At 31.9% G+C, this 16,152-nt stretch carries 10 protein-coding genes, 1 tRNA gene and 1 pseudogene; 9 read left to right on the top strand and 3 right to left on the bottom strand.

Going from position 1 to position 16,152, the window contains the following annotated elements; genetic code table 11:
- Positions 1-276 precede the first annotated feature (276 nt).
- The gene (locus DN393_RS21845; RefSeq protein ID WP_149173918.1) at positions 277-7,875 is read right to left on the bottom strand and encodes a non-ribosomal peptide synthetase; all 7,599 of its coding nucleotides are present in this window, start codon (positions 7,873-7,875) and stop codon (positions 277-279) included.
- Between the two features lie 365 nt (positions 7,876-8,240).
- Here DN393_RS21845 and DN393_RS21840 point away from each other — a divergent pair, with 365 nt between their 5' ends.
- The 4 genes from DN393_RS21840 to DN393_RS32515 all read left to right on the top strand — a co-directional run bounded on the left by DN393_RS21840 (position 8,241) and on the right by DN393_RS32515 (position 13,002).
- Positions 8,241-9,167, top strand: a complete 927-nt coding sequence (locus DN393_RS21840; RefSeq protein WP_149173917.1) for an aldo/keto reductase — start codon at positions 8,241-8,243, stop codon at positions 9,165-9,167.
- 486 nt (positions 9,168-9,653) lie between these two features.
- Positions 9,654-11,309 carry a pyridoxal phosphate-dependent decarboxylase family protein gene (locus tag DN393_RS21835; RefSeq protein WP_149173916.1) on the top strand — a complete coding sequence of 552 codons (1,656 nt, stop codon included), beginning with the start codon at positions 9,654-9,656 and terminating at the stop codon, positions 11,307-11,309.
- A gap of 100 nt (positions 11,310-11,409) precedes the next feature.
- Entirely contained in the window at positions 11,410-12,054 is a 645-nt protein-coding gene (locus DN393_RS21830; RefSeq protein WP_149173915.1) for a hypothetical protein, read from the top strand.
- Positions 12,055-12,735: 681 nt separating this feature from the next.
- Positions 12,736-13,002 (top strand): hypothetical protein, encoded by a 267-nt coding sequence (locus DN393_RS32515; protein ID WP_002090487.1) that lies wholly within the window; start codon positions 12,736-12,738, stop codon positions 13,000-13,002.
- Between the two features lie 388 nt (positions 13,003-13,390).
- Here DN393_RS32515 and DN393_RS21815 read toward each other — a convergent pair whose 3' ends face one another.
- Positions 13,391-13,588, bottom strand: a complete 198-nt coding sequence (locus tag DN393_RS21815) for a helix-turn-helix transcriptional regulator (protein WP_002204122.1) — start codon at positions 13,586-13,588, stop codon at positions 13,391-13,393.
- Positions 13,589-13,740: 152 nt separating this feature from the next.
- Between DN393_RS21815 and DN393_RS21810 the strand changes: the two genes are divergently transcribed.
- From DN393_RS21810 to DN393_RS32500, 5 genes are all read left to right on the top strand, one after another.
- Positions 13,741-14,100, top strand: a complete 360-nt coding sequence (locus DN393_RS21810) for a helix-turn-helix domain-containing protein (protein WP_002204123.1) — start codon at positions 13,741-13,743, stop codon at positions 14,098-14,100.
- Positions 14,094-14,160, top strand: a tRNA-Val gene (locus DN393_RS21805). Before DN393_RS21810 ends, DN393_RS21805 begins: the two co-directional genes overlap by 7 nt.
- A gap of 144 nt (positions 14,161-14,304) precedes the next feature.
- Complete coding sequence (locus DN393_RS32510) at positions 14,305-14,733, top strand: HTH domain-containing protein (protein WP_370458102.1); 429 nt, start codon at positions 14,305-14,307, stop codon at positions 14,731-14,733.
- Entirely contained in the window at positions 14,727-15,209 is a 483-nt protein-coding gene (locus DN393_RS32505; RefSeq protein ID WP_370458101.1) for a hypothetical protein, read from the top strand. Before DN393_RS32510 ends, DN393_RS32505 begins: the two co-directional genes overlap by 7 nt.
- 5 nt (positions 15,210-15,214) lie before the next feature.
- Positions 15,215-15,445, top strand: a complete 231-nt coding sequence (locus DN393_RS32500) for an IS3 family transposase (protein WP_370458100.1) — start codon at positions 15,215-15,217, stop codon at positions 15,443-15,445.
- Positions 15,446-15,495: 50 nt separating this feature from the next.
- On the opposite strand, the pseudogene DN393_RS21795 reads toward DN393_RS32500, so the two are convergent.
- A pseudogene (locus DN393_RS21795) lies at positions 15,496-16,046 on the bottom strand (recombinase family protein).
- Positions 16,047-16,152: the final 106 nt, after the last annotated feature.

Below are 16,152 nucleotides of genomic sequence, written 5' to 3'. Positions count from 1 at the left end.
AATGTTATTAAAAATATTCAATATAAATATGCATAATTGCATATTTATATTCTCGATAGTGCGATCCCAATCATATTGGGAAGGAATCTTTTCCGTACCCCTAAATTATTTTTACCCCAAAAAAGAACCTGTTTCCCATGGAAAACAGGTTCTTTTTCATTATTACTTCTCCGCTATACAATCTTTTATTTTTTGTACTCAAATAATTAAGATTTTTAAATAAAAAGTTTCGAAGTGAAACCCTTCTTCCCTTTTGCTCAAAATAGATAGAATATACTACAACAGTATTGATTCTTTAATTAATGGTAAATACTCTATACTCATAGCATAATTTAATAACAAATTGATATACTCTTGATTTGGCTCTAAACAATGTATATTCTTCAAATATCCTTGCGTGTATAAACAAGATGGTATAGCTACTGATAGCTCTTCTACAGATTCTAATAAAGGCATTATGAGCTCTAAAGCTTTCTGTTCATCAGTAGTTAGATTCGTATTAAAAAACTTCTCTATATACTTCTCTTGTTTCATTAACAGGATATCATATCCAAAAGCTTGTAAACTATTAATAAATTGATCCCATTTAAGCTGATTTGGATTACAAATATGCATGGTTTTATTTACTGTATTGGCCTTATAAGATAATTCAGTAATAGCTAAACTTCCATAGTCTACAGGCGTTAAATCTACATACGTATTGACGTCAGGAGCTATGCTAGATAGGCATATCCCTTTTAATAATCTATAAAATGCGTTTTCATTAATATTGCATTGAAATTTACCCGTTTTGGAGTTACCCACTAAATTCCCCACACGGTATATCGTGGCACGAACTCCTTTTTTCATTGCTTCTCTGACCATTTTCTCGCCTTGAAACTTACTTTCTAGGTACAGATTATCTAAATTTTGCCCTCTATCAAAATTAGACTCAAAGAATTCAAATTCTTTTGGATCACTTTCAGCCTGACCTACTACACTTAAAGTCGATATATAATGAAAACGTGCATTTGTATTCTTAGCTAATTCCAATAAATATTTTGTAGACTGAACATTTACCTTTTGAAAATGCTCACGTTCTCCATAGTGTCTAACTTCTCCACCACAATGTATAATTGACTCTACCTTATTCTTTAAATGGTCCAATTGCTTTGAATCTAGACCTAGATTCATCAGAGATAAATCTCCTTCAATTAATTCTACTCTCTCCTTCAACTTTTGGAGAATTTCTTTACCGAAATAAAACTCCATTCTTTCTTTTAACTTTGCACCAATTACTTGATCCTCATTTTTTCTTACTAAACAGTAAATAGTCATAGATGGTAACTGTAATAATCGTTCTAAAATATGTGCTCCTAAATATCCTGTTGCCCCTGTAAGGAAAACTGCTTTTGGATAATTCACCGTATCTAACTCACATTCTTCTAATTTAGTTGTTTCATAAACAGGAGTCGTTTTCGTTTCATTTTCCATACATGCTACATTCATATTTTTCTCTTTCTTGAACGACATATCTTCCATCTCTTCAATATGAGAGGCTAATTTTTCTATTGTTCTATACTTAAAGAAATCTTGAATTTTCAAGTTAGGGTATAACGGTTTTAATTTGACTAATGCCGGCATAACTTTTAAAGAATGTCCACCCAAATTAAAGAAATCATCTTTTAAACCTATAGATTTTACGTTTAGAACTTCAGACCATACCTTTGCAATGTCTTTTTGCACTTTAGTTTGAGGTTTAAGTTTACACTCATCTTTTTGCTCATGACCAAACTCTATTTTTGGCAGCTTTTCAAAATCAATTTTACCGTTCGCCGTTATTGGTATTTCTAACACATGAGAGTAATATTTAGGGACCATATATTCTGGCAATACATTTGATAAATGTAAAGCTAACTTATTTTTCTCTACCCCTATACCGTCCACTGTTTTATAATAAGCTTGCAGTAACATTCCATCTTTCGTTTGTGTTACCACAGCCTGACTTATCCCCTCAAGTTGTAACATTGCATCTTCTATTTCTCCTAATTCAATTCTGTGCCCTCTAATTTTAACCTGCTTATCTTTTCTCCCCATAAATTCTATATTTCCATTTGGTAACCACCTTGCTAAATCACCTGTTCGATATAATCTTTTACTATTGTCTTCTGAAAATGGATTTGAAATAAATGCCTGTTTTGTTTTTTCTTCCTGCTTCCAATACCCTTGGGCCAATCCTAAACTTTCAACATATAATTCACCCATGCACCCTAACGGACAATGTTGCATATATGAATTCAATATATGAACCTTTGTATTAGAAATTGGTATACCAATCGGTACGCTTCCTAAAAGGTTATTTTCCCCTTCTAAAACTGGTATGAAATAATACATTGCTGAAACGGTTGCTTCAGTAGGGCCATACTCATTTACCAGTTGTACTTGGTTTTTAAAAGTACTTTGCCAACTTCTAATAGCATTTGTTGATGCAGCTTCCCCTCCCATTATTATAAATCTTAAAGAACGTATCTTTTCGCTATCCAGTTTCGTTAATGAAGTCGATAATTCATTGAAAAATACTGTTGGTAAGTCAGAAATAGTTGCTTGAGTTTCTTGAATGGCTTGAGCATATGCGACAGTTGAATAGCGCTGTTCATCACTTAATACATATAGTTCCGCCCCATTTAACAAGGTAGAAAAAATTTCTGATACTGAAGAATCAAAACTATGGGAATAAAACTGTGTTACTTTATCATTTGAAGAAATCTGAAATACTTCATTTCTCCATTCAACTAAATTTAATACTCCTTTATGCGTTAATAATGTACCTTTTGGTTTTCCTGTTGAGCCTGAAGTATAAATTACATATGCCAAGTCATTTGGTTTATTTAAAATTTTTACATCATCATTTATAGTCGTACGATATATATCCTCTATTATTGAAACCTTATAATCACTTACATTCAAATGACTTTTGAATTTGTTACTCGTTATAATTCTACATGCCACACTGTCACGAACTATATAATTTATTCTATCCTCAGGATATTTTACATCGATTGGTATATAGGCAGCACCGGCTTTTAATATTCCAAGCATAGAAACGATACTATTCATACTTCTATCTAAAAATATGGCTACCTTATCACCTCTTTTTATACCTTTTTCGAGTAAATGTTGAGCTACTTGATTAGAGCTCATATTTAATTGTCTATATGTTAAAGATTCCGTTCCAGTCACTATAGCAATCCGATCGGGTTGTCTATCTACTTGCATATGGAATTGCTCCTGTATATTTTGAAAATAAGGATATGGTCTTTCTGTATGATTTACCTTTTTATATAAAGATTCTTCTTCCTGTGATAGGAATGAAAGATTTTCATATGCTACTGTTCGTTGATGAATAAAGGCGTCCAGTATAGTAAGTAAATTTTGAGTAAACCTATTAATTGACTCTTCCTTGAAAAGATAAATATCATACTCAAATGAAATCCCTACATAATCCAATCCTTCTTCAACAGCTAAAGAAATGTCAAACTTACTAATATCTTGTTTATTAGGTAACAACTGAAGCTTATACGTATCATGTTGCTGCAGAATATCTTTCTGATAACTAAACATAGTAGAAAAGATCGGGTTATTTACAAAGCTTCTATCAGGATTTATTTGTTCAATTACTTTATCAAATGGGTACGATTGGTTTTGGAAAGAATTCAAACATTTTTCTCTCACTACTTGTAATAGCTGTGTTAAATTTTTTACATCATTTAATTGTGTTCTAATTGCTAGGGTATTTACAAAAAATCCTTGTATTTGTTCAAATTCTTGATGATTCCTTCCAACAACCGGTGTACCTACAATAATATCTTTTTGATCCGTTAGATAATGTAACAATTGAATATACGCTGCTAAAAATAGCATATACATAGAAACATTCTCTTGTTCACATACTTGTTTCAAAGACTCTTTCATTTTATTATCTAACTTCATTTCAAATACTGTACCCTTATTTGTACTTTGACGATTCCTACTAAAATCTACAGGAAGATTTAGTATAGGAAGAGGTGCTGCAAGTTCAGCCATCCAATAAGATTTTTCCGTATCCCACCGACCTAAATTTAACTGCTCCTGTTCCCACTCAGCATAATCTACATATCGATTAGAGATAGTTGGCAACTCAGGATTTCTACGTTTTGCAAAGGCACTATATACCTTCAATAATTCATCTAATAAATTCCTTACACTCCACTCATCTGTAATAATGTGATGTAAATTGATATATAAATAAGACTTTTTCTTATTCAGATTAAAAATTCTAATCCTAAAAAGAGGGCCATTTTCTAAATCAAATGGTGTATGATCCGTTTGATTTATTGTTGTACGTATATATTCTTGTTGTTCTTTTTTAGACATGTGTTCAATCTCATCGTGAATCAAGTCAATCGCTATTGAGTTTAAGATGACTTGTCTAGGCTCCCCATTTCTTTCAATAAACACTGTTCGTAGCATCTCGTGTCGTTCAACTAAAAATCTTATGGTATCTTGTAAAATATCCTTTTTTAAACTCGGCTCAATATATATGTGTAGTGGTGTATCATATACTCTATTAATGGCGTTATACTTATTTAAAAACCAGATTCTTTTTTGAGCACTTGATAATTGATAACTTTCCTTATCTACAACTTTTAATACTTGCGTCTCCTGTTCTTCCCTATCATGATTTACTGCCATTAATTTATCGATATAAGCAGACAGACTAGCAATCGTTGTATGCTCAAAAATATCTCTAATTTCAATTTTTAGATGAAACTCTTTTTGAATTTGATTTAACACTTGCACAGCAATTAATGAATGTCCCCCAAGTTTAAAAAAGTCATCATCTCTGCCGATTCTATATTTCCTTAAATTTAAAATCTCTGCCCATGTTTTTGCCAATCTTTTTTCTGTTTCACTTATCGGTGGAACATATTGCTTCTGCATGTTTGCAAGTAAAGATGGGATTTGTAATTCTAATTTTTTTCTATCTAGTTTCCCGCTTGGTGATACAGGAAAACTTTCAAGGTGAAATACATAATTTGGCATCATAAAATCTGGTAAACTTTCACTTAAGAATGTTTTTAATGCCTCTTGTTTTAGTTCTGTATTGTCTTTTGATAAATAAAAGCTAACGATTTTGTCGTTTTGATAAGTGAATACTACAGCATCTCTCACTTCTGGATGTTTAAATAATGTTCCTTCAATTTCATCCAGCTCAATTCGATACCCACGTATTTTTACTTGATTATCTTTCCTTCCGATAAATTCTAAATTTCCATTCGGTAAAAGACGTACTAAATCTCCAGTACGATACATCTTTTTATCATGATTATAGGATTTATCGAAAGAAATAAACGCCTCTTTTGTTTTTTCCTTTTGATTTAAATATCCGTTGGTAACTCCATCACCGCCAATAAATAACTCACCTACTACACCTGACGGACATAACGTATTAAACGGACTAACCACGAAAACTTCACTATTAGCAATTGGTTTACCTATTGGGATATTAGAGATTTCTTTTTGTATCTCACCATTTACTTCATACATCGTTGCACATACAGTAGTTTCAGTAGGACCATATGCATTAAGAACTGGAATCTTTAACCCTAATTTACTTTGCCATTTACGAACTGATTCAGAAGGTAAAGTTTCTCCTCCTACAAATACACGTTTTACAGAATTTAATTTAAGTAACATTTCTTTTGGCATATCAGCTATTAATTTAAAAAACGCAGTTGGTAAAACCACATTTGTAATACCATTCTTTTGAATTACATTTATAAATTCCTCTGCTGAACGTTTTTCAATTTCAGAAATTAAATGCATTCTCCCTCCACATAGCAAAATCGGAAATATTTCCATAATGGAGGCGTCAAAAATGATCGTTGCAAATTGTAAAAATACATCTTCTTTGCCTAAATGAAATGTATTGATTACTGAATATGATAAATTAATTACGCCTTTATGTGGTACAACGACTCCTTTTGGTAAACCCGTTGAACCTGACGTGTAAATAATATAAGCTGCATCTTCTATGGTATGTGTAGGTGCAATATTTTCTATAGAATTAGCATAATGAAAATCTTCTAGATAAATTGTATGAATCGCAAAACCTTCAACCAATCCCCTGTATTCTTTCTTCGTAATAATCATTTGACTTTCGCTATCTTTTAAGATGTATTCTATTCTTTTTTCAGGAAACTTTGGATCAATTGGTACATAAACTCCACCTGATTTTAGGATACCTAGAATCCATACAATGGTATCAATCTCTCTCTCCATTGTAATACTTACACGTTGTCCCTTTTCCAAATCATTTTCACGTAAATAATTCGCAATTTGATTGGACCTTTGCTGTAATTCATAATAGGTAATGGATTTTCCACCCATTGAAATCGCTATTTGATTTGGCGATTTTAATGCTTGTAGATCAATTAATTGATCTAATGTTTTTAAATTAGGATATGTAAGAGCATTTGAGTTCATCTCTTTGTATAGACGATGATCTTTTTCTAAAAGCAAATCCAATGAATGAATAGGTTCATTCACATTCTTCATTAGTTTTTGCAACAAATATATATACCTTTCAACTAAATCACTAATACTCTCTGTTTTATATAATGCTGAGTTATAGTCAACCTCAATTTTATTCTCTGTTTCACCTTCATATCGCATTATTCTCCAAGTCATATTAAAAGGATTTACTCTTTTACAATCTGTTAAAACTGTTGACTCAATATCAGGAATTTTTAATTCCGGTATCTTCATCGTATTAAATGCTGTGGAATATACCATATTATCATTTGTATTTTTATTTAGATTTAAATCTTTTACTATATGTGAGTAAGGATTATGTTTATACGTAATAGCTAGATGAATAGATTTATTCACTTTATTAAGTATTCCCTTAAATGTATCTCCCTTTTCTATTGTTATACGTATAGGTAATGTATTAACAAAGTAACCAAAAGTATTTCGTTCTTCTGTATGTGGTCTAGTATTAATTGGAATACCAACAATTATCTCTTCAGTATTTGTCATTTGATGAAGTAAGGTACAATAAGTACTTAACATTACTCGATAAATACTTATATTATTTTTTTTAGCAAAACATTGTATTTGATAAAATAGATCCGAATTAATATTCTTGCTTATATTTTGATCTGTATATCTCTTTTCATTCATTTTATTAAAATCAATAGGAAACTCTGTAGGAGTCAATTCACCTTGTAAATAATCTTTCCAATACGATGATCCTTCTTTATATATTGCACTATTAATAACCCCCCCCTCATACTCTACGAGGTTCTTATAAGGAGATTCAAATTCTACATTCGTCTTCCCTTGAAGAAATTCACCATACGTATTGGATAATTGTCGGATGAAAACTCCTAAACTCCATCCATCGTAAATAATATGATGAAACATTAAATGTAAAATAAATGTATCTTCACTGAATTTAATGATGTGGAATTTAAACAAAGGCTCCTCTTCTAAGCTAAATTTCTCATTCACTATAGATTCTAAGAAATTTTCAAAAATAGATTTTTGTTCTGTGTTTTTAAAAGCAGTTAAATCCTTAATTGGTATATCAAATTCTACATTTTTTTGAATTAATTGCTTTATTTTTTCATCCCTCTTCTTAAATATTGTACGTAGCGCCGGATGTGATTGCACTATTACGGTAAGCGATTTCTTCAAGACCTCTATTTGAAGTTTTCCTTTTAACTTTATTATAATCGGTTCATTGTTCATTCCTTTTTCTATTTCCATTTGATGAGCTATCCATAATGCTTCTTGGCCTACCGTTGCATCCAATTCTTCTACAATTTCATATTTCTCTTGTATTTCCTTCATATGAATTTCTCCTTTTATAAATATTTAAAAACAGATAATATTTACAGTTACAACTATATGTACATATTCTGCAATTTGTAAATCTATATTTTCCGACTAAATTCAACATTTATTTCGCTTATTGCATAGTTATTAAAATTATGAATAAAACTCATATTTATACTGTAACAGTTCATACTTTTATTCAATTTAAGCATAAAAAACCATTTCACTAATAATTCTAATTTCTTTTTATACAGCAATCTTACATATTTTATTAAAGGAAATTGTTTAATTTATACTCCGAAAATAAATTCAAGAATATTCCAACTAGTCACTATATATACTTCTAATAACATAAACTGTAAAGGAGGAGTCCGTACATAATGGAATATAGATTATTAGGTAACACCGGGTTAATAGTTTCAGAGATAGGATTCGGTTCGTGGGCAATTGGTGGAGATGAATGGGGAGCAGTAAAAGATAATGAATCACTTGATGCAATTGAGAAAGCAATTGACCTAGGGGTCAATTTTATTGACACTGCTGATGTTTATGGATTAGGTCATAGTGAAACACTCGTTGCAAAAGCCATAAATAATCGCAGGCAGGATATAATTCTTTCTACAAAAGGTGGATTAATTGGTCATCATTATGACCCAAATCAACCAGCCGTTTATGGAGATCCTCAAAAGATCATTGATGCGTTTGAGGCTAGTTTACTACGGCTTAAAACGGATTATATAGATGTGTACTTTTGTCATATTTGGTGGGATAAACCGGAAGAAACAGAAGCCTTTCTACAAGCTTTCCAAACCTTAAAAAAATCTGGCAAAGTGAGAGCTGTTGGCGTTTCTACTAATGATTTAGATTATATAAAACATTTTAATCAGAATAATGATTTAGATGTCGTACAATTCGATTATAGTATTTTGAATAAAGAACCTGAAAAAGACATCCTTCCTTATATTGAAAAACATAATTTAGGTGCTGTGATAAGAGGTCCACTTAAGATGGGAATTTTAACTGGAAAATTTAATCATGAAACTCAATTTCCAGACGATGATTTAAGAAAAGATTGGCCAAAAGAAAAGTGGTTTAAAGATAGCTTAAACAAAGTAGAGAAATTACGTTCACTTGTACGATCAAATCGAAGTTTAGCGCAAGTTGCTTTACGTTATGTTTTAAGTCACCCTGCCGTTTCAGTTGCTATTCCTGGTGCAAAAAATTCTACTCAGGTTAAAGAAAACTCTTCACACTTAACTCGCCCATTATTATTAGATAATGAAATTGAATTCATTAAAAAGCTTTGATCAGCTCGTTATTCTTCCATAAAAAATTGTGCTGATTTTTCTACCAAATCCATACTACTACTTCTTCTCCACTAGAACATATCTTTAGCACTTCCACCCTATTTTTTTATCTTTTCCCAACAATATCTACAGTTTATAAGGTAGTTGAACCCTTTTATTCAACTACCTTATAATACGTTCTACATTAGATTAAAATATCTACTACACTAGTTGCATACATGCTAAGACAACATGCAAACCGAATAAACAATTAATTCAGAAATATTTTTAGAAACTTCATTATCTCACAATTACTTTTTTTAAAATAAATCAAAAAATTTTCCTTTACTTTAAATTCCATAATTCATATAATCTTCTATGGAATTACATTTTTTTCTAAATAGCTCCTCATTTCTAAGTATTCAAAAGGGCAATTACAAATTATTATACCCTTATGTTTAACCAAGTAAAATAAAAATCCAGTTTTTCACAAGGAGAAGTGACTGCATGCAAGATATTTTAAAACTATTTCCGAGCGTTGACGGAAATGAAGAAAAACAACAACTTTTATTAGAATCTATGCAGAAAATAATTAAAAATCTTGACCAATTAAAAAATGAAGAGCGAGCTACTTTAGGTAAATGTGAGGAAAAATCAGAAGGATACTACAATGGCTTAATTCACCAAAGTCATATTCCACTAGCTGGAATCACTATGTCTGAGGTTATAGAAGAGCTAAACCAATTTATGAATGGACATCCGTATCCAAATAAATATTACTTGTCTAACGCTGTACCACTACCAAGTATACCTTCACTATTAGGGGTAATGACAATGGCACTTTTAAATGGTAATGGTGTTTGGGATGTATATGGTCCAGGGGCAGCTGAAGCAGAAGTGAAAGTGGTATCCATGCTTTCAAAACTGATAGGTTATAATCCACATAATAGCGGCGGCTATACAACATGGGGTGGACAAGGATGCGTGTTTTCTAGCCTGCGCTTAGCAATTTCTAAACAATTTCCATCGGCAAAAGAACATGGTGCTCCACAAAATGTATATTGCTTTGCTTCTGAAAATGCACATTATAGTTTATTAAAGTCAGCTGAAGCAACTGGTATTGGGTCAAATCACTTAATAAAAGTGAAAACTGATCCTTATACAAGTTCTATGGATATAGAAGATTTAGAGGCTAAAATGATACAAGTTATTAACAATGGCGGTATCCCCCTTTATATTCTAGCTACCATGGGATCAACAGACACATTTACTATTGATGATATAAGAAAAATTAAAGAGAGCGCTGAAGCAATACAGAAAAAATATAAATTAAAACCGATTTATATCCATGCTGATTCTGCAATGGGCGGATTCTATAGTTTCTTTAATAATTATAGTTTTGAAGAAAATTCACTCTCATTTGAACCTAATGTGAAAAATGCCTTACAATACGTACAAGATAAAATGCAATATATGTCCCTTGCAGATAGTGTATGTTTTGATTTTCATAAATTAGGACAAACACCTTATGCTTCAAGTATTTTAATCGTAAAAAATCATACTGATTTACAACTGATGGACATTGAACAAGATGACACACCTTATCTTGGTAATAGGTCATATGGAAGTTATCATACAGGCTATACCTTAGAATGTTCACGAACTGGTAGTGCTATTCCAATGTATATCAATCTATTAGCCTTCGGAATTGAAGGATATCAAAAAATATTAGCAAATTATATTCGTGTAAATCTATTATTTAGAGAGAAGTTGCGCAAGGCCCTACCCCAAGTCGCAATCACAAATGATTTTACATATGGACCAATTACAACTTTCCGCTTCTATCTGAATGGAGATGGCCAAGAAAATTGGGAAAAAGAACGAATAGGCCTTGCAACAAAAGAAGAAATTGAGGATACAAACCGATTAAATATAGAACTATTTAATTACCTAGGAAAAAATCGCGATCAAGTATTTTTTGGTGATACAACTCGTTCTTGTGTAGTAGATGTAATAAACAGTTATGATAGAAATCCGATTTCTACATTAAAATTCTTTTCTATCTCTCCATATACAACTGTTGAATGTATAGATGAGATCGTAGAATTTCTTTATGAACATATTTCGATTGCTACTAAACAGATTCATTCATATGTTTCATAACCATATTTATTAGCGCTTTAATAGTTAAACTTAACTAGATGAAATAAAATTTTTAATCCTTTTAATTACTATTCACTATATCAGGAAAGAGGAAAAACATATGAATATAGAGCTACTTGATACACACCACGTGAAAGATGCAGCACATTTACTTGCACATTCTTTTGTGAATAATGAACCTCTTGTAAGCAGTTTACAAATTCCTTTTGCTCCTTTTCACAAAATGTGCGAAGAAATGATGAAACAAGCTGTATCTCAAGCAACGTCATTTGTAGCAATAGAAAATTTTCAAATTGTTGGAGTTCTTTTAACAAAAAAAGTAACCCAGCCACTAATAGATACAGATAAAGCGATTGAACTATGCCCACAAATGGAACCTATTTTTCAACTTTTAGATACATTAGAGACAGAATCTATTGAGTTTTCTCATTTAGATAAAGAAAAACTGGTCTATCTAGATATGGGCGCTTGTCATCCAGATTGGATGGGAAGTGGTATAGTCACTACCCTTCTTTCACATGCCATTCAAGAAATAAGTAAAAGAGATTATGATTTTATTGCCGCTTGTACAAATAAAATTTCTCAAAAAATCCTAAACAAACTGTGTACGACCTATGAAATGAATGAAATAGTGTATAGTAATTTTCTTTATAAGGAAGCATACCCATTTGCTAATACAACAACTTCCTTAGCAGCCCAATTACTATATATACCTCAATCCCAATTTGTCATCGAGGCCATATAAGTTTGTGAAGAAGACTAGCTGTACTTGAGTGCAGCTAGTCTTCTATATAGAGTAAATTAGTAATAGATATTCTTACTTAAGTGACACCTCTCACACTTTAACTTCTTCGAATTCAATAGCCACTTTCTCAGCATGCGTCTTTTCTCTCCTTAGCCTACCTCAAGATCCCCTTCTATTTATTTCAACATGTTTCATCTTGTTTTAATTTGTTATGCTCCATTATTTCATCTATACAAGTAACTTAAATACTTTTCACTATTTTAATGTCTAATCTTTTACTTTTTAAGTAACGAGTGATACATAGATTCCCACTTTTAAACACTTAAAGACATATTACTTGATAAACCCTTAATATTCCCTATAATACTGACGGTTACAATTCTCTTTCATTTTGTTTATCTATTCATATTACATACCCTATAGCTATCTAATCTTCCTTAAAGAATCCCATGTGAAATTCATGATAAAAGGAAACAAACGTGTCATATTTAGCATTTAATAAAAAAGAGTGAGAATTACTGGATTCCCCTTTCTTCCTTTTAAGCAGCTCTTTTAAGTCTAATTCTATTGTATTCCTGCTAATAAATAGCATGTTATATAACTATATAAAAACTCTACCAAATCATTAAAGGAATCTCCTTTCCCCTATCGAATTATTGTAGAGGGAAAGGAGATGAATGCATGGAAATCCTAGGACTAGATACACGCGCATTAGCGACTTTAGGTGCACTTGAATACACAAATCGTCGCAATAAATTAATCGAAGAAGCAGACAATAATATATACGAGTGTAAAGAAATGAAGGAAATCCTTCAAACGTTCCCTAAAGAGAAGCAGATTGAGATTCTTGAGAATCAAGCTTATTTTGAAGCAGTGGCAAAGATGATTGAACAAAACAATTTAATTCTTTTAGAACAGATGAAAGCTCTACAGCTAATTCAGAAATAATAAACTTATGATTGATTAATTCTACATATGCTTCCATAAATAATGTATCTTTATTTATACCATCAGCCTCTGTTTTTACAGGGGTTTTTGTTATGCGTTGATTCATATTTTGAATTTGAATGGTTTCTTTCACATGTACAAATAGATCTTCTAATAAACCTGGTGTAGACTCTAATTCCTGTTTTTCGATCTCCTCTGTAACAGCACTGATAAATTCCCAAAGTACTTTTGCACCTAATAGTTCTGCTAATCGTTTTTCACGCATTTCAAATGTCTTCATATTCATATTTAAACACTTCCTTCTCCATATTTTTTACCGTTAATTAAATTATTTAGATTATGATGTAGCTGCTATGTAAGGTAATTGAATTCTCACTCAACTTGTAAACTATAGTTTACAAGTTGACCCGAAAACAGATTCTACGCTTGTTCCCAAAACCATTGCTATTTTTATAGCTAACTTAACGTTAGGTTGTTTTTTATTATTTTCTATTTCGGATATATAAGTACGAGATAAACCCACAAGCACAGCTAACGTTTCTTGTGACATTAGTTTTTCTTTCCTCAACTCAGCTATCTTATTCATTTCTCCAATCCCCTTCATCTTTGTATTCATTTGATTACAAAACTATTGTAAACCATGGTTTACTTAATCGTCAACAATGTTTTACATATTTTTTCTCTATTTTAGTTTCTTTTTGTAAATTATTGTTTACAATTGTACTAGGAGGATTACACATGAAGAAAACTCTTGGTGAAATTATTAAAAATTATCGTTTAACAAATAAGCTATCCTTGCGCGATTTTGCTCAAAAATGTGATGTTAGTCATACTTATATAGACAAACTTGAAAAAGGCGTAGATTCCAGAACTGGAAAACCAGTAGAACCAACACTATTAGTAATAGAAAAAATAGCAAACGCCATGAATATAAGTACTAAATCCTTATTAGAAGAGATAGGATTTATTGCAAAAGATAGTACTGATGTACCTGATACGGAATTAGAGAAATGGTTTAAAGCTATTAAAAATTCCTCGCCCCAAAAGCGAGAGGAATTAAAGAAGTTTTGGGAGTTTATAATACAGAAAAAGGATTAATATATCAAATAGATCCCCACCTTGACAGGGTGGAGGTCGCTGGTTCGAATCCAGTCGGGATCATAAGAATAAAAAGCCCTCCAATCCTTGAACTGTAACCCGAATCATGGACACTTAAAAAAGCCCCATGATTCGGGGTTTTTGTGTATTTTTATTAAAAAACCTCGTTATAATGGAACCAACGATAGAAATGAGGTACGGAGAATGAGTAAAATTATTTTTAACGAGATTCAAATGAAACAGCTAGAAAAAAATAAAAATGTAGTAATAGCGTCAGAACGTTCAATTAGCTATTGTCCAGATTTCAAAATAAAAGCGGTAAAAGAAAAACAACAAGGAAAAGGTCCTAGCCAAATCTTTTTAGAAAATGGGTTTTACTTAGCCGTGATTGGTGAAAAGAAACCAAAACCATGCTTAAAACGTTGGCGAAGAACCATTGAACAATTTGGTGAGGAAGGATTTTATACAGAACGCCGCGGGAAAGGACGCACAGGACGCCCTTCGAAAAAAACTCTCTCATCCGATGAAAAATTAAAGAAAGCGGAATCATGTATTGCGTTTTTAGAAGCGGAATTGACATTCCTAAAAAAGTTAGACGAACTCGAAAGGCAGGCGTTACAGAAGAAGTGTTAACACCACGAGAAACATACGCACTCATTGAACAAACCATACGTCGATTCCAATTCCCACGTATGGTGCGTTACCTTTGCACACTGGCTAGAGTAAGTCGGAGTGGATACTATGCGTGGCTTTATCAGACAGATAAACAATTAGAAAAAGAACACATCGTAAAAACGACACAAGAACATAAAACATGTCCGAACCTTTTAAAACGCCAATTCAATCAAGAAGATCCTGAAAAAGGTATGTTAACAGATATTACCTATTTATTTTATGGACAAGGAAAAAAGGCTTATTTATCATGTGTAAAAGACAGCACAACACGAGAGATTTTAGCCTATCATGTCTCCTCTTCTTTGCAAATGGATATCGTCTATCAAACATTAGATAATTTGAAAGAGAGATTAAGAGAAGTCATTCATCCTCAAGCACTTCTACATTCGACCAAGGTATTCATTATACACATCCTGAATTTCAGAAATGTGTAAGAGAAATGGGGATCAGACAATCTATGTCCCGTAGAAGCAATTGTTTAGACAATGCACCAATGGAATCCTTTTTTGGTCATATGAAAGATGAATTAGATTACAAAGATTGTCAAACCTTTGAATCCCTTGAGCTCACCATAAAGAAGTATATGGAGGAGTATAATTATAATCGGTATCAGTGGACATTAAAAAAGATGGCTCCGATCGAATATTGGAACCATCTTTTAAGCGCTTGATTTTTCAGGTTTTTTTTATTAAAATGTCCATTTTATAGGGTACAGTTCAATTAGCTATTAGCCTTCTTTTTAGCCCTAATAAGTGTACTTTTACTAATACCTGTGATTTCCTCCACTTGCTTATATGATTGGGTTTCTAGTAGCCCTAAAGCGTATTCTATCTGTTTTTCACTAAATTTGTTTGGTCTGCCTTCCCTAAAGTCGTCACGTTGTTTGGCGATGGCTTTGCCTTCCAGAGTACGTTCTACAATTAAGTTTCTTTCCATTTCTGCTACTGCTAATAATGTAGTTAAAAAGAACCTTCCCATTGTCGTATCTTCTAATAGTCACACATTTAAAACATGATTACACCTTTAGAAAATAGTCCTTTTACGATCTCGATTCCCTCAACAGTGTTTCTTGCTAATCTATCTAGTTTAGTGACAACTAATGTATCACCTTCTTTTAGGATTGAAAGAACTTCTTGTAATTGTGGTCTATCTGATTTAGTTCCTGTAAACTTCTCAGAATAAATATTGTCACAGCCTTCATTTTCTAATATTGTTAATTGTACCTTTAATTCCTGTGACACCATACTTACTCGTGCATATCCGTATTTCATTATGTATTATCCCCTTTTTTACGGTTCATTTATGAACATTAATTGATACCTTGATAACACTGCAATGACTTTTCGGTGTCAATACTATTGAGTTTTGATTAAAAAT

This window comes from Bacillus sp. BPN334 (genome assembly GCF_008368885.1).
GTDB classification, from domain to species: Bacteria; Bacillota; Bacilli; order Bacillales; family Bacillaceae_G; genus Bacillus_A; species Bacillus_A wiedmannii.
The sequence above is the reverse complement of the archived record's forward strand: the minus strand, read 5'-3'. Positions and strand labels throughout refer to the sequence as shown.